This is a genomic window from Nonomuraea sp. NPDC048901, assembly GCF_040649695.1.
Taxonomy (GTDB): domain Bacteria; phylum Actinomycetota; class Actinomycetes; order Streptosporangiales; family Streptosporangiaceae; genus Nonomuraea.
In genome coordinates this window covers 72,121-95,374 of record NZ_JBEZFW010000004.1, presented here as the reverse complement: position 1 = coordinate 95,374, position 23,254 = coordinate 72,121, and the positions used below count along the sequence as shown (strand labels likewise).

The following is a 23,254-nucleotide window of genomic DNA, read 5'->3' as shown; positions in this document are numbered from 1 at the left end:
GACACAAGGGACAGAGGGACGTCACATTTCGATAACCTGAAGTATCAGGCACCACCAAGGATGCATCCTCTCTTTGGAGGGACTATGCCCGATATCGCGATGCTCTCGGATGCCCCGGCCAATTGGCGCGGAGATCTACTCCAGTTTCGCCGCTACGTCGACCCCCTCGTTTCGATCATCACCAATCCCGACACCGAGACGCCTTTCACGATCGGCATTTACGGCGCGTGGGGAAGTGGGAAATCGACCCTGCTCCAAATGGTCGACAGGCGCTTACTCGATCGGCATGGCGAGGAGATCGTCCGGGTGCGTTTCAACCCCTGGGTGCACCGCCGCGAGCCGGAGATGCTGCTTCCCCTGCTGAACGCGCTCCACGCCGAGCTCGACCAGGACCCCGAGCACCGCTTCGCCGGCACGGTCCGCCGGTTGGGCACGATCATGGCGCAGCTGGCCGCCGACGAGATGCTGAAAAGGCTCACCCTGAGCTCCGTGAGCGTGGAGAAGATCGACAAGCTGGCCCAGCAGTACGCCGCGATGCGCGGCCAGGTCGACAGCCAGACCGGCCGGCTGCGCGGGCTGCTGCAGCAGGAGGCCGACCGCCTGGCCGCGCAGGGCAAGAAGATCGTCTTCTTCGTCGACGACCTCGACAGGTGCGAGCCCGACCAGATCATCGACGTACTGGAGTCGATCAAGCTCTTCCTCGACCTGAAGCACGTCTTCGTGGTGATCGCCCTGGCCAAGGACGTGGTCGACCGCGGGGTCCTGGTGAAGTACCAGCCGTTCGGCTTCGCCGACCAGGCGGCCATCGGCGACGACTACCTGGACAAGATGATCCAGCTCCCGCTGCACCTCTACCCGCTCGGCCCCGCGGAGGTGGGCCGGTTCATCCGCGAATCGCGTCCGGGCGAGCTGGCCAGGAAGCACGTCGGCACGCTGGAGCGGATCCTCACGCCCAATCCCCGGAAGATCAAACGCGTGCTCAACCTGCTGCGGGTGACGGAGGCCATCATCGAGGGCACCCCCGGCCTCGCCGCCCTGCGTACCGACCTGGTCGTCCGCCTGGTGGTGCTGCGGGTGCAGAGCCCGGAGCTGTTCGCGAGCGTGCTCCGGCAGCCGGCGTTGCTGGTGGCGCTGGAGCTCGTCCACCAGGACAAGCTGGCGGCCGACGTACTCCAGGGTTTCCAGACGCGGTTCAAGACGCGGGCCGAGGCGCTGCAGAAGCTGACCCTGACCTTTCGCGGCAAGCACGACTTCCTGGCGCCGATCTTCGCCGACTCCGCCTTCGAGGCCGCGGCGGACGACCTGCCCGTCTACCTGACGATGATCGGCGGGTGAGACATGTCCGACGACCTGCGCTACGACTTGTACGGACTGCCCGCCGGAAACCCCTACGCCGCCCGCCCGCTGGATCCCCTCGCGCTGCCGGCCGATCGCGAACTCGTCCTCGAACTGGCCGGTTTCATCCGGCTCGAGGTCATCGAGGCGGCGGTCAAAGAGGCGATCAGCAAAGGGAGACCGGCCTACTTCCTGATCACGGGAGTGGGCAACAGCGGGCGGACGTCGCTGGCCAACCATGCGATGTACCTGTACCAGCAGGCCGCCGCATCGCTCCTGCCGCCCGGTTTCACCTTCGTGACGCATCGCGCGGAGCGCGGTGACATGACGCACGACGCGTACGCGGTTCTGTGCTCGACCCTGCTCTCGTTGCGCAACAAGATGAACGCCCAAGGCATCGACATCCCGCCCGCGCTGCGCGCCCATTTCAGCACGTTGAGCGAAAGGGGCGCGGCCAACCCCATGAACGAGTACGACCTGCAGGAGATCGCGGAATTCACCGCGACGACGTTCGCCGGCCGCAACGCCGGCTTCGGCATCCGGTACGAGGGCGTGCCCGCCAAGGAGCTCATCACCCAGGCCCAGAAGGTGTTCGAGAACACGAGCACCGTCGTGGTCTTCGTCATCGACAGTTACCAGCACGCGAACACCGTCCAGATCACCGAGGCGGACCGGCAGGCGTTCGCGGAGCGCGGGCACGTCTTCGACCTCGACACGCTGACTCCGGAGCAGATCGCGGCACTGGCGGAATTCCGGTGGAAGGGCCACCCGCCCGCGCCCTTCGACGAGCAGGGCGTGAAGAACGTCTTCAGCAAGCGCCCGTACACGATCGGGCAGGCCATCCAGCACCTCGAAGTACTCCTCGACCTGCGGCTCAGCGAGTACGAGAGCGACGTGCCATGGCCGGCCGCCGAAGACCTGCGCATTCATGAGCGCTGGGTGCGGCTCAAGATATGGCAGCGCGACAGATGGAACAGGCTGAGAGGCTTCCATGGCTGAATACCCCGCGCGCAATCCCTTTCCGGCCCGCGGCATCTCCAGCGCCGAGGAGACCTCCCTCGCCGAGTTCCTGCGCGACTGGGCCCGGCGCACCCCCACCGCGATCCTGCCCGGCGTGCGCGAGGCCCAGCGCTGGGCCACGGACTACCTGCGCGGGTTCGGGGACGACCGGGCGCACGACGGCGGCCTCGCCTGCCTGTACGGCGCCCACGGGGTGGGCAAGACGCACGCGGCCCGTCACATGATGGCCTTCGTCAACGACGCCGACCCTCGGGCGGTCCAGCTCTACCTGCGCTTCCAGGAGGACGACTTCGTCGCCGAGTACCGCCGCCTGGTCTCCCAGCTGCCCCAGGACCTGCTCACGGACCTGAGCCTGCGCTACCTGGGCGCGCTCGCGGGTGACCGGGCCGGACACGCCGACGGCCCGGCCAGCAGGGGCGCGGTCCTGTCCGTGGTCGGGGACGATCCCGGCCGGGTGTACGACCTGTTCGGCACGCATCAGGTCGAGGCCGGCGAGGTGCTGGAGGAGCAGGCCAAGGAGATCGCCGCCGTGGCGGGCAGCGGGCCCGAGTTCCAGCGGGCGCTGTCGTTCCTGCTGCGCCCCGAGTTCTCCGGCGTGGCCTACGACTGGCTGTGCGGCCGTCCGATCAGCCCCGACGCCTCCCGCGCGCTCGGCGTCAGCGGCCAGATCGACGACCCCCTGACCTGCCGGTACGGCCTGCAACTGCTGACCAGGCTGGTGACCAGGGGCGGGCGGCCGTTCGTGCTGGTGCTCGACCAGTGCGAGAAGTTCCTGCCGGAGGGCCGGAGTTCGTTGACCGCGAACATCGGGTTGCTGCAGAGCCTGGTCGAGGTGATCCCGCAGGCTGCCGGGCTGCTGCTCCTGGTGTCCAACGACGCGGCGTGGGAGCGCGTACCGCCCGATCTGCGCCAGCGCATCGGCACCGGCGCCTGCCACATGCTGCCGCTCACCCCCGACGAGGCCCGGCTGGTGCTCGGCGCGTACATCGGCGCCGCCCGCCCGGGGTACGACGACGCGACCATCTGGCCCTTCACCGAGAGCGCGATGCTCGAACTCCTGCGCCACAGCGGCGGCAACCTCCGCCTGCTGCTCCAGCTCAGCTGGGCGAGCTTCGAAGTCGCGGGGCCGCTGTCGGTCATCGACGCCGAGCTGGTCACGAGCGCGTCCGCCCGCCACAGTCACTCCCCCGGCCTCGCCGAGCTGGCCATGCTCGTCGAGACCCGCCTGCTCGCCGCCGGGCTCACCATCGAGCGAACGGAGACGGGTGACGGTGGCGTCTCCTTCCACCTGCCTGATCGGCGTGAGCCGCGTGCCCTGGTCAAGCTGTCCGAGGCCGTCTTCTTCGACGACGAGGTCGCCAACGCCGTCCAGACGGTCACCCAGACCAGACACCTGCGGGCCGGCGGCCAGCCGGTCTTCACCGCGCTGCTCGCCACGGGCTACGTCAGCCCTCCGGTGCTGGCCGGCCTGCGCGGCGCGGTGCACGTGGTGCTGGTGGCCGACGGCTCCCCCGGCTTCCCGGGACAGCTGGACGAACTGGTCGAGCGCATCGCCGCCATGCCACTCAAGGACGAGGAGCCGGCCGCCTTCGACGACGCCATGCGCGCGATCGTGGAGCACCTGGAAGAGCTGAACTCCGAGCGCCGCGCCGAGATGATGATCCTCAACCGCAACCTCACCGCCGTGAGTGACCGGCTCGAACACCAGAACCTCACCGCCGAGAGCGAGCGGCTCGACCGCCAGGCGCCGAAAGAGTGGCCGCCCAAGCGCGCGGAGCTGGCAGGACGCATCGCCGAGGCCAGGGCCGCGCGGACCGCCGCCGACTGGGCGGAGTTCCGCCAGGCCCGGGCGGAGGTGGTCCGCGAACGTACGTCACGGCTCAGGATGCTGGCCGTCGCCGTCGCCGCGGCAGTCGTCACGACGGCTGCGGCGCTCGCCACCGTCTCCCTCGTGCCGATCCAGCTCACGGTGACCCTGTTCGCGGGCACCGCCGTCGCGGCGACCGCCGCCTGGTTCCTGTGGCGGAGGTTCGCCGCCTCCGACGTACGCCGGGCGAACGCGCCGCTCGGCTCCCGGCGCGACCTCGACCAGCTCGCCCGTGAGCTGCGTGGATCCGCCGATCCGCACTCCGCCGACCCCGTCGGCCGCTACGCCTACGCGCTCAGCGAGGACCCCGACAGCGGATACCAGGTGCTGACGGAGGCCATGCTGGTGGAGCCGCTGGCGCTCGTACGACAGACCATAGGGCGGCGGCTGGCCGTCTCCGAGCGCTCGCCCGCCGACTGCGTGGCGGAGGTCCAGCGCGGGCTCCGTGAACGGATCCCCGAGGTGCTGCTGCTCCTGGCCCGCGGGCAGCGGCGCGCCGAGTCGGACCGGCCACCGCGCGTGCTCCGCGACCTGCCGCCCGAGCTGCGGGTGCTGGTGGCGATCGCCAATCCAGGCTCACTTGAGCTGGCCGACGGCGCGGTCTCCAAGCATCCCGCCGAAGCGGCCCTGGCGGCCCTCGGGGTACGCGGATCGCGACATCCGCTGGCCCGCGCCTACCGCGACGGTATGACCGAGATCGTGCCGATCGAGATCCCCTCCAACGAGCTCCGCGCCACCGCCCGCCTGCTTTCTCCCCTGGAACAAGACGGGCTCGGCACCTACGACTGGCTCCCCCTCGTCGCGGAAATCGACGAGCTGTATCTGTTCTTCGAAAAACTGCTCCACCACCAAGAGGAAATACGCTCAAATCTGGGTAAATCTTGACTATCCCTCGAAGCCATGAGAAATAGGGACCAGCTGTAGCGTTTCGCGAAACCCGAACGGCGAGTGTGCTGGGGCACACGACACTTAAGAGGTAGCCGTTGTTAGGAAGCCCTGATTCGGAACCGCTGCTCACCCAGGGGTTCCCGGAATTTCTCGACGTCGACGCGCTGCTGGCCGACGGATGGAAGCCGTTCGCCTTCCAGCAGTTCATCCTGAAGATTCACAGCCGCTGTGATCTTTCCTGCCGCCATTGCTACGTGTACGAGATGGCGGACCAGAGCTGGCGCGATCAGCCCCGCAGGATGTCCGACGCCGTCGCCGACCGCACGATCGAGCGCATCGCCGAGCATGCCGGCCGCCACAACCTGCCCGAGGTGGACATCATCCTGCACGGCGGCGAGCCGCTGCTGGCCGGCCCCGAGCTCATCTCCCGCCTGGTACGCGGCATCCGTGGCGCCGTCGACACCGGCACCCGGGTCAACGTCAACATCCAGACCAACGGCGTACGGCTCGACGAATCGTTCCTGCGGCTGTTCGAATCGCTGGAGATCCGCGTCGGCGTGAGCGTCGACGGCGACGAGGAGAGCCACGACCGGCACCGCCGGTTCGCCGACGGCCGGGGCAGCCATGCCCTGGTCAGCGCGTCGCTGCGCCGGCTGACCGAGGGGCCGTACCACCGCCTGTTCAGCGGGCTCCTGTGCACGGTGGACGTGCGGAACGACCCGGTGCGCACCTATGAGGCGCTGCTGGAGTTCGACCCACCGGCGATCGACTTCCTGCTGCCCCACGGCAACTGGCCGGCCCCGCCGCCCTTCCGCGACCCGGACTCGGCGGCGACGCCGTACGCCGACTGGCTGATCCAGATCTTCGACCGGTGGTACGAGAGCCCGGTGCTGCAGACCGAGATCCGGATGTTCCAGGAGATCCTGCGCCTGCTGCTCGGCAGTCCTTCGCGGGCGGAGACGGTGGGGCTGTCCCCGGTGCGCATGGTGGTGATCGAGACCGACGGCCGCATCCAGCAGTCGGACATCTTGAAGAGCGCCTACCCCGGCGCCCCCCAAACCTCGCTGCACGTGCTCAGAGACCCGCTCGACCGGGCGCTGCTGCACCCGTCGATCGTCGCGCGGCAGATCGGCGAGCTGGCGCTGTCCCCTGCCTGCCGCAGCTGCGAGATCGTCTCCACCTGCGGGGGCGGGCTCTACGCGCACCGCTACAGCCAGGACACCGGCTTCGCGACTCCCTCCGTCTACTGCCCTGACCTGTACCGGCTGATCACGTACATCGCCGAGCGGTGCGCCCGCGACATGGCGCGGCTCCGCGGAGCGGGCTGACCCGGCCGAATTAGATGGGTGGCGGGTCGAAGTCGCAGTTGAGCCGCTCACCGGCGAGCGCCGCGAGCGTATCGGGATGGTCACGTCCCACGATCAGGTCGAAGCGCCTCATCGTCTCCTCGTGCAGCCGCGCGGCTTCGTCCTCCGCGCCCGTCGCCCGCAGGTCCAGGCTCAGATTGGCGGCGCAGACGAGGCTGAGGTAGTGGTCGGGGGTGAAGTGCGTCTGGATCCGCTGGTAGTTCTCCTCGCCGAGCCGCCGGGCCTGGTCGAACTCGCCGAGCGCGGCCAGGTCGTTCTGCAGGTTGATGCCGCAGGTCACCGTGTAGTCGTGATCGCGGCCGAGCCGCTCGGTGAGACCGTCCAGGGCGTTCTGATCGAACTCCCGCGCCTTGGCGGCGTCGCCGCCGAGACGCGCCAGCAGCGCCAGATTGATCCTGCTCGCCTGGGTGAACGGGTGGTCCTCCCCGAACACCTGGGGGTAGTACTCCAGCGCGCGATCCACCATCGCCTGGGCCTCATCGAGCTCACCGAAGGCGCGCAGGGCGTTGGACAGGCCGAGGGCGGCGGCCATCGTGTCGGCGTGCACGTCTCCGTACAGTCGCCGCAGCCGCGTGTAGGTGTCCCGCATCAGCTCCAGGGCTTCGCCCAGCCGACCGGTCCGGCGCTGACTGATGGCGAGGTCCTTGGCCGCGAGCAGGGTGGCGGGGTGGTCTTCGCCCAGCTGCGCCACGCCGTACCGGTAGGCCTCCTCGGCCATGTCGGTCCCCACGTGGAACTGGCCGTTCAGCCGCACCGCCCGGCTCAGGTTGCTCCAGGTCTGCAGCAGGAGGCGCCTGCCGCTGCCCTCCGCGCCGCTCATGTAGAGGTAGGCGGACTGGAGGATCTTCTGCGCCTCGCCGTATTCGCTGGTCAGGGCGTAGTCGAGGGCCAGGTTGTTACGGGCGCGCAGCGTCCGGATGTCGTTGTCGCCGTACAGTCGCTCGTACGCCTCGCGGACCTCCGCGTCGACGTCGCGCGCCCGCAGGAAGTCGCCGCGGCCACGGAGCGAGGTGGCGTAGCCGTTCATCGCCCACAGCGTTTCCGGTTGCTCGTGGCCCAGGGCTTCCCGCATCAGCTCCAAGGCCCTCGTGTCGATCTCGTACGCCTCGGGATAGAGGGTCAGCGCCAGCTTGATGTTGCCCAGGTGGATCTGGGCCACCAGCACGTCCTGGTGCCGCGCGCCGCTTTGCTCTGTCCACTTCTCGATGTATTCGCCGAGCAGTGCCTGCGCCTGTTTGTAGCTACCACGTACGTAGAGATAACGCACGAGGTCGATCGCGAACTTACGGACGTTCGGCTCGACGCAGTTGATCAGCCCCGACGGCTCCAGGTGGGCGGCCAGCTCCTCGAAACTGGGCCATTTGGTCTCGTCGTCCGGGTCGCTCGGCGCGCTGCCGGCCAAGAGCAGGTGCACCTCGTGGCGGAGCTCGCCGCGGTCCTTCTCCGGCGTCTCGTCGCGGAGCAGGGCCTGGTTGAGCCGGTGGACCTGGAGGGTGCGGGCGGCGGGCTCGACCTTGACCAGCGCGTAACGTTCCAAATTACTCAGCGCGTTGGTCAGCAGGATGGCGTCGGACAGGATGGGCGCCAGCCGCGGCCCGACCAGCCGGTTGCCGCGGCGGAACACGTCGCGCGGGATGGGCTCGGGGCCGAAGAAGGCGCAGCAGCGCAGGAGCTCGACCGCCTCGGGGACCCGGTCTTCGAGCTGTGAGACCGACAGCTGCCACGCGGCGGTCATGGACTGCGGGTAGGTCGGCGCCTTCTCCAGGCTGAGCAGCCGGCCAGTCTGCTCCTCCAGCAGCGAGACGTACTCGTCCACCGGCATCAGGGTGCGGGCCAGCAGGGCGGCGGCCTGCTCCAGCGCCAGCGGGAGGTCGCCGAGCTTCTCGGCCAGCAGGGCGGCCCCGGCCTCGCTCACCGCCCCGCCGAGGCGCTTGCGGAGGAACTCCACGCTCTCCTCGCGCCTGAAGACGTCCACCTGAATGGTGGGCTCATGGTCGCTCCAGCGCGAGTTGCGCGAGGTGATGAGGACGTGGCCGGGTCCCCTGGGGATGAAGTCCTTGATGTAGTCGGGCTCTTCGGCGTTGTCGAAGATCACCAGCCAGCTCCGGTACGGGACGCCGCTCTGCAGCGTACGCAGCACCGCCTGGGTGGCCTGCTCCGCACCGGTCGCGGGCGGGAGTCCGAGCACCTGGCCCATCGCGGCCAGCGACGATGGGACCAGCACCGGCTGGTCCGCGGAGATCCACCAGACCAGGTCGTAATGGGCGCGGTACTGCCAGGCGTACTCGATGGCCAGCTGCGTCTTGCCGACGCCGCCGAGCCCCTGGAGGGCCTGGGGCTGCGCCACGACGGCGGTGACCGTGTTGATGCTCTTCCTGAGCACGCTGAGCAGGTCCGCGCGGCCGGTGAAGTTCGGATTACGCTTGGGGACCCTTTCCCAGATCTTCGGCCCCTGCGGCACCATGGAGTGTGAATTTTCCGTCACGTCAACCTCCGCCCCAGACGCCGGTAATCATATGTCTCATCCTAGAGCTTGATTAGTCCAACCCTTTATAACAGAATGGAAATAAGGAAGAAGTCGGACCGGCCTCGGCCGGGCTGACACACTCACGCTCATAAGCGCCTGTACATCATTTGACATTCGGATGGCCCGAAATGGACGGGGAGTGCACATGCGTGATGGGCAGTACAGATCCCGCCTCCTGATCGACGACACCACCGCTTCCCTGCGGCACGTGCCGGAAATGGAGAGCGCCGCCCTGCGAGCAGCGGTGGCATCCTGCCAGAGCGACAAGAAGGAGCCGGGAGCGGGCTTCTCAAACTCAATTTAAGACATACTCCGCATTTCTCAGCAGCAAGGCGGAAATCGGGCGTGCAAGGTACGCCCGAAGAGTGCCTCATCCAGCCGGATGGGCGCGCGCCCGCGCGCGCATGCGAAGAATTCGCCCACCTTGACCGTCACGGAGGAAATGTGCGGTGAAACGCGGCTGCGGATAGGAACGACATGGGCACTTCCGGTATGGACGCAGCGCCGGGACCATACAGGGGGTTACGCGTCTTTCGCGGTGAAGATCGGCATGGATTCTTCGGACGCGACGCGGAGTCTCGCGTTATTTGCCAGCTTTGGCAGAGCAAACGGCTGACTGTCCTGTACGGCGCCTCGGGGAGCGGGAAGACCTCCCTCATCCAGGCAGGTGTGATCCCGCTCCTCAGCCCGAACCGGACCGACGTCCTCCCTCTCGGCCGAGTGTCCTACGGGTCGTGCTTTCCGCAGGCCGCGCTTCCCGCCCACGATCCGTACGTCCTCGCCCTGCTGATGTCGTGGTCCCCCATGGCCACGCCCACCCGGCTGGCGAGCATGACGATCCCCGCGTTCCTGCGGGCCCGGCCGGTCAAACGCGACACCTACGGCGATCCGACCCTCACCATGGTGGCCATCGACCAGGTCGAAGAGCTTTTCGCCACCGGCCGCCGGCGCCACCCCTACCGGGACTGGTTCTTCGGGCAGCTCGGGGAGGCGCTCCACGCGGATCCCGGCCTCCGGCTGCTGCTGTCGATCCGCGCGGACCGGTTGCGGGACCTGCTGCCGTACGAGCGGGAGCTGGCCGGCTCCGACCGGGAACGCTTCCCGCTGGAGGCACTGGACCAGGCGGGCGCGCTGGAGGCGGTGACCAGGCCGATCGAGGGCACCGGGCACGTGTTCGCCCCTGGGGTGGCCGAGCAGATCGTCCGAGACCTCATCCAGATCAGGGGGCGCTCGAACCCCGCGCAGCAGGCAGAGGGCGTGGACCCGGTCCATCTCCAGGTGGTGTGCGAGGCGCTGTGGAACGCGCTGCCCGCCGAGGCCACGAAGATCACCGCCACCGAGGCCAGTCTGTACGCCGACAAGACGCTCTCCGAGCACTACCACCGGGTGATCGGGGAGATCGCGGCCGAGCGGCTCAACGGTGACGAGCACCGGCTGCGGACGTGGTTACGGCTGGCGTTCGCCGACCGGTCGGGGAGCCGGCAGCCCGTCCGTCAGAGCGCGATCCGGCTGGCCGGGATCAGCAGGGCCACCGTCGCCCTGCTGGTGACCCGGCATCTCCTCCGGGCCGACCAGCACATGGGCGAGAGCTCGTACGAGCTGGCGTACGACCGCCTCCTACAGGCGCCCGCGCAGGAGGACTACCGGCCCCGCGCCTACCCGGACCGGCTGCCGACCGAGGACCATCTCCGCGCGGCCGAGAGCGCCCTGCGCGAAGGCGATCTCGTGCTGGCGGAGCAGCACGGCAAGGAGGGCCTGGCCCGTTCCGAGCAGGACGACCATCGGGTGCGAGCGCAGATCGAGTCGCTCCTGGGCAACATCGCGCTGAAGCGGGGCGAGCTGAGTGACGCCGTCTCCCGCTACAGCGCGGCCGCCAAGAGCTTCGAGACGGCCGGCGAGGTGGCCGCCGTCGGCCCCATGCTCACGGCCATCGGACGGCTACGGCTCACGCAGGGATCCCCCAACGAGGCCGTACGCCACCTGCGGGCCGCGATGGTGCGTGTGCCCGCCGATCTCACGATCCAGACCGAGCTGGCGTGGGCGCTGTGGCACGGCGGGCATCCGGACGCGGCGGTGGGCGTGCTCAACGACGTACTCGACCGTGAGGGCAACAACGCCGACGCCCTGCTCGGCCGGGGCCAGATGCTGGCCGGCATGGGCCGGGCCCGCGCCGCGCTGCGCGACCTGGACCGGGCCCGGCCGCTGCGGTGGCCGTTCGCCAAGATCGCGCACGCGCTGGCACTCGCCCAGACCGACAGCCTGGAGGAGGCCCAGCAGGAGATGATGGAGGCGCTGGCGGAGGCCGTGGACGATGGGCCGCTGCTGCTTTACGCGGCTCGGGTGGAGGAACTGGCGGGCAAGACCACCTCAGCGGTGGACCTGGCCAAGGCGGCGATCTCCGCGCAGCGGCCCGCGCTGCCCGAGCACATGAAGCAGGACGCTCACCGGTTGGTCGGCGCGCGGTGACGTCAGGCCATGTGGGGCTCGCCGACGAAGTCAGGTAGCGGCGGAGTCAGCCATTTGCGCAACCGGGGCACGATCACAACCGACAGTGCCAGGAGCACCATCGCGCCGAGCAGCAGCATCGAGCCGCCCGTCACGCCGTGCCAGGTGACCAGGAAGGCGCCGAGCGGCGCGGCGAGGGAGAGCGCGCCGTAGGCCGACAGCCGGGAGACGCCGACCACGCGGGCCAGTGTTCCCGGGTCGATTCTGGCGACCTCCACGGCCCTGATCGCCACATTGGTCATCGACCCGCCGATTCCGGTGGTGAAGAAGGCCATGGCGAAGAAGAGCGGCTGCGACCGGAGCACCGACCCCAGCACCGCGAGGAGCATGGCCAGCAGCCAGATCCCCGTGTGGATCAGCAGGGTGAAGCGCAGCGGCCGCTGGAAGAAGGTCATGGTGGCGCCCAGCGCTCCGCCCACTCCGCCGGCCGCCAGTACGAGCCCGATCGTCAGCGACGGCACCCCGTCGGACCCCGCGACGAAAATCATGATGAGCGTGTTGACCATCAGATTGGTGATGGTGACCAGCATGATCGCGCCCCGCAGAAAGTCCTGCTTCATGAGCACGTGGAACCCCACGGACAGATCGCTCAGCTGCAACGAATGGGTGGGCCGCCGCCCAGAGCCAGGGCTCCCCTTCCAGAACAAAACCAATGAAACGGCGAATAGTACGGCGTTAAGCACAAAAGGGATAAACGCTCCCACTCCAAACAGATATCCACCGAGCGGCCGACCGGCGAGTGAGGCCAGATGGCTGGCCCCCTCGCTCTTGGCCAGCGCGCGCCGCATCATGACCGGCTGAACCAGCGACGGGAGCAACGCCGTCTCCGCCAGGTTGCACATGACCCAGAACGTGCCCTCAAGCAACGCCGCCGCGATGAGATGGAAAAGCGAGGGGCCCCCGAAGAGCATCGCGAACGCCACACTCGCCACGGTCACCCAGCGGCCGAACTCCGCCCAGAGCATGATCGAGCGATTGGACATCCTGTCGACCAGAAGCCCACCGGGGATATAGAAGACGAGGATGGGGATGGTCAAAGCGAACCCCGCCCAACCGGCGGCGGCGGGCGATTTGGTCTGCGCGAGAGCGAGGAGCGGGTAGGCGACACCGAGTGTCCGCGTACCTACCGTGGAAATGGTCGAACCAGCCCATACAAGGGCAAATCTGGTCGTCTTCGGTGGGCCCGAGTTGTCGCCCGACAAGCTTTCTGTCCTAGTCAACTCCCCCGCCCTGGCCGGTGGTTCCTGGAGCCCGACCTTAGGGTCACAAGTGGGGATGGCCACGGCGAACAGCCTGCCTCTTATGCATGGATGGAAAGCGCTGTACCAACTCTTGGGGCTTTTAGACCCGTCGGAGTATAGCCCGGCTCCGGTAGGCCCATCAGGGCTTGCGACTACGTGGCAGCGGCACGATTCCCTGTAGGGAATCGTAAAGTCGCAGGCCGCGCTGGACACTGCTACGCATGAGCAACGAACTCGATGTGAAGCAGTGGGCCGACCGTTATATCGCCCAGTGGAACGAGCCCGACCCGGCGACGCGGAGCGCCCTCATCCGCGAACTGTGGGCGCCCGACGGGATCCAGGTACTGGTCGACCCGCCCCAGGAGATCCGCGACGCCGCCACGGCGCTCGCCTTTCCCGTGCCGCCCCTGGAGGTCCGGGGTCACGACGCCTTGGACGCCAGGGTGAGCCGTGCCTACGAGATGTTCGTCGAGCCGGGCGAGCACGTCTTCGAGGCCGCCGAGGAGCCGTACTCCCTCATGCCCAACGTGCTCGCCATCCGGTGGTCGATGGTGTCGACCCGGACGGGCGAGGCCGTCGGCGGCGGCCTGGACATCCTGGCTCTGGACGGCGATGGCCGGCTGCGTACCGACCACCAGTTCATCGGAGCGAGCTGATGCGCTTCACCAGGATCGCCCGCACGGAGGACGGCGGATCGGCGTTCGAGGACGGCGAGATCACGCTCGCTCACCGGCAGGTCGCCGAAGGGGTGCCGGCCATGGCGGTCGGCGGGCTGCCGTCGAAGGGTGGCGTGCAGTTCGTCCGCAGCGCCGCGTTCGACAGCGCCGCTCATCCGGCGCCGCGCGAGCAGTGGGTGATGATGCTGCGCGGCACGATCGAGGTGACGGTCACGGACGGCACCCGACGCCGCTTCGGCGCGGGCGACCTGGTGCTCGCCGCCGACACGACGGGGCTGGGACACATCACCACCGGCGTCGGCGAACCACCGTTCGAGGCCCTGTTCATTCCGCTCTGACCGCCGGTCGGACGTGCGCCTCACCGGCTCGCGTCCGGCCGGTGTGAGGCTCACTGGCCGGGGGCCTCCGGGCAGGTCTCCCGGTACGCGACGTCACCCAGGTACCGGCTCCACTCCGCCTCGGTGAGCCGGCGGCCCGCGCGCCCGCACACCAGCGCGGCGACCCGCTCGGTCCCCACGGGAATCTCCAGGATGTCACCGGCGGCCGAGAAGTACAGCGTGCCGCCGTCTGCGCTGAAGGTCAGCGAGTCGACACCCTGGATCGTCCGGGCGTCAAAGGCGCCCCCGAGCCGCCGCCTGTTGGCGGGGTCCCAGAGCTGAACGAGGCCACCACTGGCCGTCGCGAGCACGTCTCCTCTCGGAGAGAACGCCAGGGCGTCCACGGGGCCCGCTGCCTTCGGCAGCATGGGCCGCAGCGCCGTCGGCCCGGATGGGTCCCAGAGCGCGACACGTCCTGTCTCGTCGTAGGAGATGGCCATGAGGCCACGGCTGCTCAAGGCCACGCCCGCCCCGCCGTCGTAGGACGTGTCGTAGGCCTCCCCGACCGGTTTGCCGGTCGCGACGTCCATGAACCTGCCGGAGCCGGTGGCCAGTCTCTTGCCGTCGGGCAGGTACGGGCCGCCGACGCTGGTGGTGAAGCTGTCGTGCAGGACCCGGCCGGTGGCGGCGTCGAGCACGGTCAGCCAGTACTCCAGCGTCTGCCCGTACGGGCCGAGGACGAGCGCGATCGTCCTGCCGTCTGGGCTGAAGGCGGCCTGTAACGCTGGGAAGCCGTCGCCGGGATGCTGGGACCGGATCGACCAGATCCGTTTGCGGGTAGCGACATCGACCAGCTCGACCCGGCCGGAATTCGACGCGATGAAGAGTCGTCTGGCCGGCTGGTCGAACGCTGACAAAGCCGACAAGCCCTCTTCGACGGGGAAGCGGGCGACGTCCTTGCGTTCGTGCACGTTCCAGAGCCGGACGTACTCGCTGTCATCGGCGCGGACCGCGGCCCACTGGCTGCCGGGGCTGAGGACAGCGTTGCCCCCCGCCTTGATCGAGGTGGCGCGCGGGGACAGGTCCACGCTGATCACCGAGTCGTCCATCAGGTAGCGCAGCGTGGATCCGTCGAAACCGACGCCGGACAGGTCGCCCTCGGCCTGGTACGTGAGCAGCTCGATGTCGTGGTCGGCGACCTCCCATACCCGGAGCTTCCGGCCCTTGAACGCGGCGAGGTAGCGGCCGTCGGGACTGAAGCGCAGCCGCGGGAAGAAGCCGCCGCAAATGTCACAGGTCCAGTCGCGCTTGTCCCGGCGGCGCCCGGTGGCGGCGTCCAGAAGCACCACGTCGCTGCCCGCACAGGCCAGAGTGGCACCGTCGGACGAGAACGCGGCGACCGAGTGCGCCCCGCGGCAGCCGGGGTAGCGGTGCTCGGGGGCCCAGCCGGGCAGGGCGCGCTCGGCGAAGCTGTCGCCGGTGAGCAGCAGGTGCCTGCCTGTCGGGTCGATCACCGGACCCCACCAGTGCAAGGCGGCCTTCTTACCGAACCTGTGCAAGGCGGCCTTCTTACCGAACTTCCTGCCGGTACGCAGGTCCACCAGGTGGTCGAGATCGTTGTCGAAACTGACGGCGAGGGTGGCCTCGTCCTCGCCGATGTCGATCTGGATCGTCATGTCGCCCGACGGGAAGCTCTCCTTGAACAGCCGCTTGCCGTCGGCGAGGCTCCAGACACCGAGCTCATCGTGGGTGTACACCGCCAGCAGCCGTCCGGTCCTGCTCAGCACCGGATCGGAGAGCTCCTGACCTTTCAGCCCCAGCCCTTTCCAACCACCCGTCCGCTTGTGCGTGCGGACGTCGTACACATTCACACCGCCGCCCTCGCTGACGCTGACCAACGTGCGGCCATCGCCGCTGAGCGTCCGCGTGGCCAGCCCCTTGACCTGCGGATCGTGGAAGACGGCAGTCTCCTGCTGCTGGGCCGAGGCCATCAGCGCGGAGTGGGCCTCGACCTGCGGGGAGACGCGCCAGGCCGCCACGCTGAGCAGCATCGCCAGGACCGGGTCGGTGGTACGCAGCCGGTCCGCCTCGGCCGCCACCTGCTTGGCCGTGACCACGTCACGCTGGTCGGACGCCTGCTGGCGCTGCCACAGCGCCAGGCCGCTCGCCACGAGCGAGACCACCAGCAGCCCGGCCAACCCGGTGGTGGTCAGGGTCCTGCGCCTGGCGCGCTTCTTTGTCAGCGCGGTGCCCGCCTGGAGGAAGTCGCGCTCGCGGGGAGTGAGCGTCACGTGGCGGCGCCCGGTGGCCGCCCAGCTCAGCGCCTGCTCCAGGCGGCTGCCCTGGAGCAGGTCGGCGTCGCGCCTGCCGTTGCCGGTCCAGTGCCGCGCCGCGCTGGTGATCTGGCTCAGTACGGCGAGACCCTCACGGTCCGCGTCCACCCACATGCGCAGCCTGGGCCAGGCCCGCAACAATCCGGGACGCGACAGCGCGACCGACTCGTCATCGGCGGCGACGACGTACGAGAAGGTCCGCAGAATGCGCCGGATGGCGGCGGCCTCGTGCTCGGGACGCCCGCCGAACAGCTCGTCCTGGGAGATCGTCCGGCCGCTCTCCCGACCGTCCTCGTCCACGGCGACCAACCGCAGGAACACCTCGGCGGCCAGCTCACGCTCCTCCGGCCCGAGCGCGCCATAGGCGTCCTCCGCGATGGCGCCCAACGCCGGATCGGCCCCACCCTCCCCCCGCACCCCCTGGGCGGCCCGGCTCCCTTCCGCCAGCAGCTCTGAGGTGTCGGCACCGTTGCCGCTGACCAGCGCGAGCAACAGCTCGTGGGAGGTCGGCCTGGCAGCGGGGTCCTTGCTCATCGCGGCCGAGACCAACGCGGCCACCCGAGGCGGCAACGCGCTCAGATCGGGCTGGTACGACAGCACCCGGTGCATCACGCCGCCGAGGTTGTCGGCGTCGAACGGTTCCTGCCCGGTGGCGGCGTACACCATGATCGCCCCCCAGGCGAACACGTCCGCCCGAGCCCCCGCCCGCTGCCCGGTGAACACCTCGGGCGCCATGTAGCTGGGCGTGCCCGACACCTCTCCGGTCTTGGTGAGCGACATGTCCAGCGTCCGCGCGATGCCAAAGTCGATCACCCGCGGCCCATCGGGACCGAGCAGCACATTGTCGGGTTTCAGATCGCGATGGATGACCCCCGCCTCGTGGATCGCCGTCAACGCCGTCGCGACCGCCGTGGCCAGCCGGTGCAGGTCGTCACCGGTGAACCTGCGCCCCTCGCGCACGGCCTGCCGCAGACTCGGCCCCGCCACGTACTCGGAGACGATGTACGGCCTGGGCCCCTCCAGCTCCGCGGTCAGCACCCTGGCCGTACAGAACGAGGCCACCCGACCCGCGGCGGTGGCCTCCTTGGCGAACCGATCCCGGCTGCCGTCGTGGCCGGCCGCGTGCAACATCTTGAGCGCCACCCGCCGCCCATCCGCGTCGTACGCCTCGTAGACGACTCCCTGCCCCCCGGAGCCGAGCCGCCCGGCCAGCCAGTAGCCCCCGATGTGCTGCGGATCTCCCCCGCTGAGCGATTCCACGGCGGATTAGACGCAAATGGTCACCCGCGAGTTGTGCTGCTTCACCCCTCTATGCACGTACCACCTGGCTTCGTAAAAGCGTTTCAGGTCAGGGCTGGATGTTCTCCAGGTCCTCCAGAAGGCGCGGGTGCTTCGGCTCCCAGCCGAGCGCCCGCCGCGTGTAGGTGCTTGAGGAGGGCTGGTCGCTCGCGAAGATCGGGCCGAGCGGGCCGTAGGTCTCCGATGGCACCGACTCGACCGGCAGGCCCAGCCGTCGGCCGATGACCGCGGCGATGTCACGCACCTTGTCTCCCTCATCGTCCACGGCGTGCCATGAGCTACCGGCCGACGCCGACTCCAGGGCGAGCCGGAAGAGGACTGCCGCGTCGAGCGCGTGCACGGCCGGCCAACGCTGTGCGCCGTCGCCCGGGTAGCCGGACAATCCGGTCCGGCGGGCGATGTCGGTCAGCAAACCGGCGAACCCGCCCGCGCCCTGGTTGTGAACCGTGCGCGGCAGGCGTACGGCCGTGCTCCGGACCCCGCGCGAGGCCAGGCCCAGGACCGCCGTGACCGCGCGACCGCGACCGCCGACCGGCCCATCGGTCGGCAGCGGGTCGGCCTCGGTGGAGAGGCGGCCCGGCACATAGGGCGTACCCGAGACGGTGACGAAGGGGCGGTCGCTGCCGACGAGTTCCTCACCGAGGGTCGCGAGGGCGGCACTTTCCTCGACGACCGACTTCGCGAGGGCGTCGGGGCTGCTGAAGTCGTTACCGAATGCCAGGTGGATCACCCCATCGGTCTGAGCGACGCCGGCGCGAAGGATGTCCAGATCGGCGAGACCTCCCCGGAGCGGCTCGGCGCCGGCCGCCTCGGCGACCAGCGCGGACGCGTCGGAGCGGGCGAGGGCGAGGACGGTGTGGCCGTTGCCGAGCAGTTCGGTGACGACGGCGGAACCGATCAGACCAGTGCCACCGGTGACAAAGACGCGCATGGAACTCTCCCGCAAGTGATGGGACTCTTGTCCCATCACATTAGCAGGGTGACGGGACAAGAGTCCCATCACGCTAGGATGGACCCATGGGTCGCTGGGAACCAGGGGCGCGCGAACGCCTCGTCGTGGCTGCCGTCGACCTGTTCGCCGAGCAGGGGTACGACGCCACGACGGTCGCGCAGATCGCCGAGCGCGCCGGGGTCACCAAAAGCACCTTCTTCCGGCACTTCCCCGATAAACGCGAGCTGCTGGTGGCCGGACAGGAGACGCTGAGCCGGCTGCTGGCCGAGGGGATCGCCGAGGCGCCCGGTGACGCCAGCCCGCTCGAGGCGGTCGCCGCCGGTCTCGAGCGCGCGTCGAGCGCGATGGGCCCCATGAATCGCGAGCTCGCCCCTCGCCTGAAGGCAGCCGTCGCCGCCAGCGCCGAACTTCAAGAGCGTGACGCCCTCAAAAGCGTCAGCCTCGCGACCGCGATGACCACCGCTCTGGTCGCCCGCGGCGTACCCGATCCGGCCGCGGCTCTCGCGGGCGAGCTCGGCGTCCTCGCCTTCAAACGGGGGTACGCCCAATGGTCCGAGGGCGACCGCGACGCCAAGGACGAGCTCGCCGGGTACACGCTGGCGGCCCTGGACGAGTTGCGTGCGGCGAGCGCATCACTGGGCTGATCGGCAGGCGTGCTGCGTAGATAATCTGCATGCATTGGCCTAGAATCGATCCTGAGCATGGATTAGAGGGTGTTCAGTGCTGCTTAGATTCAGAGGCGCCAACCATAGATCGTTCCGTGACGAGTTCGAGGTCTGGCTGGCGGCGAGCAAGTTCAACCAGGGGGCAAGCCGCCCGGCCGGTCTCGCCGAAGACCCCGACTTGGCCTATCTACCGGCGACCGCGATCTACGGCTCGAACGCGTCCGGCAAGTCGAACGTCCTGCATGCCATCCGCTGGATGCGGCAGGCGGTCCTCAACTCCGTCCACGGCTGGTCCACCCTTGACGGCATCCCGCGCGAGCCGTACGAACTCGACCCGGCCGCCCGTACGGACGCTTCCCTCTTCGAGGTCGACATCGTCCTCGGCGGCGACCGGTACATCTATGGCTTCGAGGTCTCCGACCAACGAGTCGAGACCGAATGGCTGCACACATACCCCGGCGGACAGGCCCGTCGGCAGGTCTGGTTCGAACGCGACGCCGACACCGACGAGCCCTTCACCTTTCCCGGCGAAGGGCTGAAGGGGCCGAAGGAAAGCCTTGTCTCCCAGACTCGGCCCGACGCGCTGTTCCTGACCGTCGCCGCAGCCTTCAACCAGCCCTATCTCAAGCCGGTCCACGACTGGTTCCGGCACAACCTCTGGTGGATCAGCCCAGGCCGCGACTTCGAAGATCGGCAGAGCTTCACGCGCAAGATGCTCGACGACCCACGGCAGCGGGATCGCATCATCGCGCTTCTCAAGGTCGCGGACCTGGGGGTCGTGGGAACCGAGATCGACAGCCTGACCGGCGAGCTCCGACTCGTGCACCAAGGGCCCCACAGCCCTGTCGCACTGAGCTACGAACGCCAGGAATCGATGGGCACCCGATCCTGGTTCGCCTTCCTGGGCCCCCTCCTCACCACCCTGGACCACGGGGCGGCCCTCCTTGTCGACGAACTCGACACCAGCCTGCATCCTCTCTTCGCCGCCGAAGTCCTCCGGCTCTTCCAGGATCCCGCGGCCAACCCCAACAACGCGCAATTGGTGTGCACGGTCCACGACGCGACCCTGCTGGGCCGCACGCACCTCTTCCAGCCGCTGGAGCGGGACCAGGTGCGCATCACCGTCAAGAACCGGGATGGCGCCTCCGAGATCTATCCGCTGACCGACGCCCGCCCCCGCAAGTCCGAAGCCCTCGACCGCAACTACCTGGCCGGTACGTACGGCGGCGTACCGAGGCTGACCGTCGGCGAGATCGCAGAGACGCTCGCCGGCCCACTCGCGGAGCCGACAACGGAGGTGCCGACCTGATGGCCAAACGCGGGGCACCCGGTGGAACCACGCTTCCGCGTCCTGGCCTGGGCAGCCGCAGAAAGAACAACGTCCTTTTCCTAGTCTGCGAGGGCCAGACCGAGCGGAGCTACTTCCACCATCTCAACCACCGTTATGGAGCGGAGCACAACTTCCAGATCCAGCTCACCCCGCGCAAGGTCACCGAGGGGCAACAGTTCAACGGCTACAAGCCTGTCCCAGCGGTACGAGAGGCGATCCGGCTCAAGAAGTCCACGAAGGGGATCAAGAACACGGTGTTCTGGGCGATCTTCGACCGTGATGAGAACGAGGACATCTACGAGGCGTTTCGCCTGGCCCGCCAGAACGGGATCAATATCGCTTTCTCCCACCCACACTTCGAGCTCTGGCTCTGGCTCCACTTCGCGTCGGGCACACCCGGCCGGCTCAGCGGAGACCGTACGACGATCCCTGCGAAGCTTCGGGGGACCAGGGAATTCGCAGACTTCGAGAAGCTGGTCGAGCCGCACCACTTCGAGGAGCTGATCAAGGAAGGCCGCCAGGCAACGGCGGTCAAACTGGCCCAGCATCTCGTGGCCGACTGCCCGAGCGGGCGCTGCGCTCCCGCGCCAGAGCCCGGTGCACCTGGCCACGCTCCCAACTGCGACATCCTCCTACGCGATCCCTCTACCGACGTCTACCGCATCCTTGAGGTCCTCGGGATCGTCTCCTAACGATCTTTGCTCTTGGTACGACGGGTCCAATTTCCCGATTGCGAACGGCCTGACCGGGCCATCCAGGCTCCGCCCCGCGTCGAAGAGGTCGAAGAGAGGGAAACCGCCTGAAGGGAACTCGCATGCGTACTGCCATCAAATTCGTGATCATGCTCGCAGTAGCGCTGGTCACCGTCGCAGCCGTACAGGCCGCGGCCTCCGCCGCCACGGCCATCGAGTACGGGCTCATGCTCTAGGCGGATCGAGACCGGCCAAGTGCGTGCGACCCTGTTGGGCCGCACGCACCTCTTCCAGCCATTGGGCAAACCGAGCGGAGCTGCTTCCAACCGTCATGAAACGGAGCACAACTTCCAGATCCAGCCCGGGACCGGTAACGTAGCGATCTTCGGCTGGCTCAAGCTACCGGAGTCCCCCGAGGCGGACGCCCATGACCAATCCCGACGCCACCACCCCCGTACGGCTTCGCCTGAATGCCGCCCTGGACGGCCTGGCCACCACCTTTCGCGGGATGACCGCCGACCCCGACGAGATCAACTGCACGTGCCACTGGGGCAGCGCCCAAGATCTCGCCCGTCTGAAGACGCCGGACGTGGCGCTGGACCCCGATCTGCTACGGCGTAGCTATGAGGCGACCGACTGGGACGACCACGCGGCGGTGCTGCGCCGCATCCTGCCCTCGCTCGCCTCCGCTCTGGTCGATGGCCATGGCCCGCTGGGACGACCCACACTGGTCCGACCACACCTACTGAGCCTCCGCGCAGCTGCCACCACGCGCCTCGGGCGAGATCTTGAACGAGCGTAGGTAGGCGTAGGCGGCGTCCAACGCGATCCGCAGTGGTGCCACGTCCTTCTGGGTCTTGGCGAGCAGCAGTCCGCCCTGAATGCCGGCGAACACCACGATGGCGAGCTCCTTCGGTTTCGCGTCCGGAGCGAGCCGACCGGTGGCCCGCATGCGTTCCAGGCCTTCGCTCAGGTATTGCTCCCATCTGGTGAAGCAGGTCGCCAGGTCGGCTCGTGCGGCTTCGTCGCGGCCGGCGAGCTCGTTGGCCATGGTGCCGATGGGGCAGCCGGGCAGGCCGAACGCTTCGTTCGTGTCGACGAACGTGTCGAGCCAGCGGCGGATCCCAGCCCAGCTGTCCAGCTTGGTCAGCAGGGACATCTGCTCGTCCAGCACGGCTTCGAAGCGGGCGGCTATCACGGCGCGGACCAGGTCATCCTTGTCGTCGAAGAAGTGGTAGAGCTGGCTCTTGCTCGCCCCGGCCCGGGCGAGGATCCGGTCGACGCCCGTGCCGCTGACGCCGTGGTCGCTCATCAGAGCGGAGGCCGCTTCGACGATTCGGGCTCGGCTGCGCCGCCCGCGGTCGGTGGTCGGTTGGTGAGCCATGATCTGGAGCTTAGTCCGTACTGGACGGATCAGTCCACTGAAGCTACATTGGACCAATCCGTCCAGTTCCCCACAGAAGCCAAGGAGCACTGACGTGTCCACATCCGCTTCTCGTCCCGCCGCGCTGATCACCGGCGGCACTACCGGAATAGGCCTGGCCACGGCCCGGGTACTGCATGCCGAAGGGTTCGCCGTACTCGTCACCGGACAGAACCCCGACACCCTCGCCGCGGCCAGACGCACGTTGCCCGACGACGTCACGGTCCTCCGCGCCGACGCCCGTGTCCCCGCCGATGCCCAGGCTGTCGCCACCGAGGTCAAGGAGCGGTTCGGGGGCCTGGACGTGGTGTTCCTCAATGCCGGAGTCGGCCGGTTCGCGCCGTTGGAGGCCGTGGACGAGGCTTTCTACGACGAGCACTTCGACATCAACGTCAAGGGACAGCTGTTCACGCTCCAGCGCGTCCTGCCCATGCTGGCCGAAGGCAGCTCAGTGATCTTCAACAGCGCCCTGGGGGCGGAGCTGGGCCAGGCCGACTGGTCGGTCTACAGCGCCACCAAGGGCGCGGTGATGTCCCTGGTTCGTACGCTGGCCGTCGAGCTCGCCCCACGCGGGATCCGCGTCAACTCCGTGAGTCCGGGACCTGTCGACACGCCGGCCTTGACCAAACTCGGCCTGCCGTCGCACGTGCGCGACGGCTTCCGGACCGCCCTCTCCTCCCGGATCCCGCTGGGCCGGATGGGATCCGACGAGGAGGTGGCCCGCACGGTCGCCTTCCTGGCCTCCCCCGCGGCCGCCTTCATCACAGGGGTGAACCTCGCCGTGGACGGCGGCCTGGCCGTAAGCGCCTGAAAGGA

General features: G+C 68.7%; 17 protein-coding genes. 12 read left to right on the top strand and 5 right to left on the bottom strand.

From position 1 onward, the window contains the following. Positions 1-60 precede the first annotated feature (60 nt). The 4 genes from AB0C30_RS14360 to AB0C30_RS14345 all read left to right on the top strand — a co-directional run bounded on the left by AB0C30_RS14360 (position 61) and on the right by AB0C30_RS14345 (position 6,438). Positions 61-1,335, top strand: a complete 1,275-nt coding sequence (locus AB0C30_RS14360; RefSeq protein WP_357943284.1) for a P-loop NTPase fold protein — start codon at positions 61-63, stop codon at positions 1,333-1,335. A gap of 3 nt (positions 1,336-1,338) precedes the next feature. Beyond that, positions 1,339-2,334 carry a hypothetical protein gene (locus AB0C30_RS14355; RefSeq protein ID WP_357943282.1) on the top strand — a complete coding sequence of 332 codons (996 nt, stop codon included), beginning with the start codon at positions 1,339-1,341 and terminating at the stop codon, positions 2,332-2,334. Beyond that, the gene (locus AB0C30_RS14350) at positions 2,327-5,107 is read left to right on the top strand and encodes an AAA family ATPase (RefSeq protein WP_357943280.1); all 2,781 of its coding nucleotides are present in this window, start codon (positions 2,327-2,329) and stop codon (positions 5,105-5,107) included. The genes AB0C30_RS14355 and AB0C30_RS14350 overlap by 8 nt, the downstream gene beginning before the upstream one ends. A gap of 98 nt (positions 5,108-5,205) precedes the next feature. After that, positions 5,206-6,438, top strand: coding sequence for an FxsB family cyclophane-forming radical SAM/SPASM peptide maturase (locus tag AB0C30_RS14345; protein ID WP_357943278.1), 1,233 nt, complete (start codon positions 5,206-5,208; stop codon positions 6,436-6,438). A 10-nt stretch (positions 6,439-6,448) separates the two neighbouring features. On the opposite strand, the gene fxsT is transcribed toward AB0C30_RS14345, so the two are convergent. After that, positions 6,449-8,962: an FxSxx-COOH system tetratricopeptide repeat protein gene (fxsT, locus tag AB0C30_RS14340; protein ID WP_357943276.1), complete on the bottom strand. Its 2,514-nt coding sequence runs from the start codon at positions 8,960-8,962 to the stop codon at positions 6,449-6,451. Between the two features lie 519 nt (positions 8,963-9,481). Between fxsT and AB0C30_RS14335 the strand changes: the two genes are divergently transcribed. Continuing rightward, positions 9,482-11,470 (top strand): hypothetical protein, encoded by a 1,989-nt coding sequence (locus tag AB0C30_RS14335; protein ID WP_357943274.1) that lies wholly within the window; start codon positions 9,482-9,484, stop codon positions 11,468-11,470. A gap of 2 nt (positions 11,471-11,472) precedes the next feature. On the opposite strand, the gene AB0C30_RS14330 is transcribed toward AB0C30_RS14335, so the two are convergent. Beyond that, a complete protein-coding gene (locus AB0C30_RS14330) occupies positions 11,473-12,792 on the bottom strand; it encodes an MFS transporter (RefSeq protein WP_357943272.1) in 1,320 nt (439 codons plus the stop codon). Between the two features lie 179 nt (positions 12,793-12,971). Between AB0C30_RS14330 and AB0C30_RS14325 the strand changes: the two genes are divergently transcribed. Next, on the top strand, positions 12,972-13,406 hold the full coding sequence (locus tag AB0C30_RS14325; protein WP_357943270.1) for a hypothetical protein: 435 nt from the start codon (positions 12,972-12,974) through the stop codon (positions 13,404-13,406). Then, positions 13,406-13,765: a hypothetical protein gene (locus AB0C30_RS14320; protein WP_357943268.1), complete on the top strand. Its 360-nt coding sequence runs from the start codon at positions 13,406-13,408 to the stop codon at positions 13,763-13,765. The genes AB0C30_RS14325 and AB0C30_RS14320 overlap by 1 nt, the downstream gene beginning before the upstream one ends. Before the next feature lie 50 nt (positions 13,766-13,815). On the opposite strand, the gene AB0C30_RS14315 is transcribed toward AB0C30_RS14320, so the two are convergent. Both AB0C30_RS14315 and AB0C30_RS14310 read right to left on the bottom strand, forming a co-directional pair. Further along, entirely contained in the window at positions 13,816-17,337 is a 3,522-nt protein-coding gene (locus AB0C30_RS14315; RefSeq protein WP_357943266.1) for a WD40 repeat domain-containing serine/threonine protein kinase, read from the bottom strand. Between the two features lie 88 nt (positions 17,338-17,425). Beyond that, positions 17,426-18,307, bottom strand: coding sequence for an SDR family oxidoreductase (locus AB0C30_RS14310; RefSeq protein WP_357943264.1), 882 nt, complete (start codon positions 18,305-18,307; stop codon positions 17,426-17,428). 86 nt (positions 18,308-18,393) lie between these two features. On the opposite strand from AB0C30_RS14310, the gene AB0C30_RS14305 reads away from it, so the two are divergent. From AB0C30_RS14305 to AB0C30_RS14290, 4 genes are all read left to right on the top strand, one after another. Further along, on the top strand, positions 18,394-18,972 hold the full coding sequence (locus AB0C30_RS14305) for a helix-turn-helix domain-containing protein (protein ID WP_357943262.1): 579 nt from the start codon (positions 18,394-18,396) through the stop codon (positions 18,970-18,972). A gap of 76 nt (positions 18,973-19,048) precedes the next feature. Next, on the top strand, positions 19,049-20,302 hold the full coding sequence (locus AB0C30_RS14300) for an ATP-binding protein (protein WP_357943260.1): 1,254 nt from the start codon (positions 19,049-19,051) through the stop codon (positions 20,300-20,302). Continuing rightward, the gene (locus AB0C30_RS14295; RefSeq protein WP_357943258.1) at positions 20,302-21,015 is read left to right on the top strand and encodes an RloB family protein; all 714 of its coding nucleotides are present in this window, start codon (positions 20,302-20,304) and stop codon (positions 21,013-21,015) included. Before AB0C30_RS14300 ends, AB0C30_RS14295 begins: the two co-directional genes overlap by 1 nt. 427 nt (positions 21,016-21,442) lie before the next feature. After that, positions 21,443-21,817: a hypothetical protein gene (locus AB0C30_RS14290; protein WP_357943256.1), complete on the top strand. Its 375-nt coding sequence runs from the start codon at positions 21,443-21,445 to the stop codon at positions 21,815-21,817. Here AB0C30_RS14290 and AB0C30_RS14285 read toward each other — a convergent pair. Then, positions 21,758-22,399, bottom strand: a complete 642-nt coding sequence (locus tag AB0C30_RS14285; protein ID WP_357943254.1) for a TetR family transcriptional regulator C-terminal domain-containing protein — start codon at positions 22,397-22,399, stop codon at positions 21,758-21,760. The genes AB0C30_RS14290 and AB0C30_RS14285 overlap by 60 nt on opposite strands. 94 nt (positions 22,400-22,493) lie before the next feature. Between AB0C30_RS14285 and AB0C30_RS14280 the strand changes: the two genes are divergently transcribed. After that, complete coding sequence (locus tag AB0C30_RS14280) at positions 22,494-23,249, top strand: SDR family oxidoreductase (protein ID WP_357943252.1); 756 nt, start codon at positions 22,494-22,496, stop codon at positions 23,247-23,249. Positions 23,250-23,254: the final 5 nt, after the last annotated feature.

Excerpts from the sequence above, each read along its gene's own strand:
- AB0C30_RS14360 (WP_357943284.1), top strand. The coding sequence starts at position 61 with ATGCATCCTCTCTTTGGAGGGACTATGCCCGATATCGCGATGCTCTCG.
- AB0C30_RS14355 (WP_357943282.1), top strand. The coding sequence starts at position 1,339 with ATGTCCGACGACCTGCGCTACGACTTGTACGGACTGCCCGCCGGAAAC.
- AB0C30_RS14350 (WP_357943280.1), top strand. The coding sequence starts at position 2,327 with ATGGCTGAATACCCCGCGCGCAATCCCTTTCCGGCCCGCGGCATCTCC.
- AB0C30_RS14335 (WP_357943274.1), top strand. The coding sequence starts at position 9,482 with ATGGGCACTTCCGGTATGGACGCAGCGCCGGGACCATACAGGGGGTTA.
- AB0C30_RS14325 (WP_357943270.1), top strand. The coding sequence starts at position 12,972 with ATGAGCAACGAACTCGATGTGAAGCAGTGGGCCGACCGTTATATCGCC.
- AB0C30_RS14320 (WP_357943268.1), top strand. The coding sequence starts at position 13,406 with ATGCGCTTCACCAGGATCGCCCGCACGGAGGACGGCGGATCGGCGTTC.
- AB0C30_RS14310 (WP_357943264.1), bottom strand. The coding sequence starts at position 18,307 with ATGCGCGTCTTTGTCACCGGTGGCACTGGTCTGATCGGTTCCGCCGTC.
- AB0C30_RS14305 (WP_357943262.1), top strand. The coding sequence starts at position 18,394 with ATGGGTCGCTGGGAACCAGGGGCGCGCGAACGCCTCGTCGTGGCTGCC.
- AB0C30_RS14295 (WP_357943258.1), top strand. The coding sequence starts at position 20,302 with ATGGCCAAACGCGGGGCACCCGGTGGAACCACGCTTCCGCGTCCTGGC.
- AB0C30_RS14290 (WP_357943256.1), top strand. The coding sequence starts at position 21,443 with ATGACCAATCCCGACGCCACCACCCCCGTACGGCTTCGCCTGAATGCC.
- AB0C30_RS14285 (WP_357943254.1), bottom strand. The coding sequence starts at position 22,399 with ATGGCTCACCAACCGACCACCGACCGCGGGCGGCGCAGCCGAGCCCGA.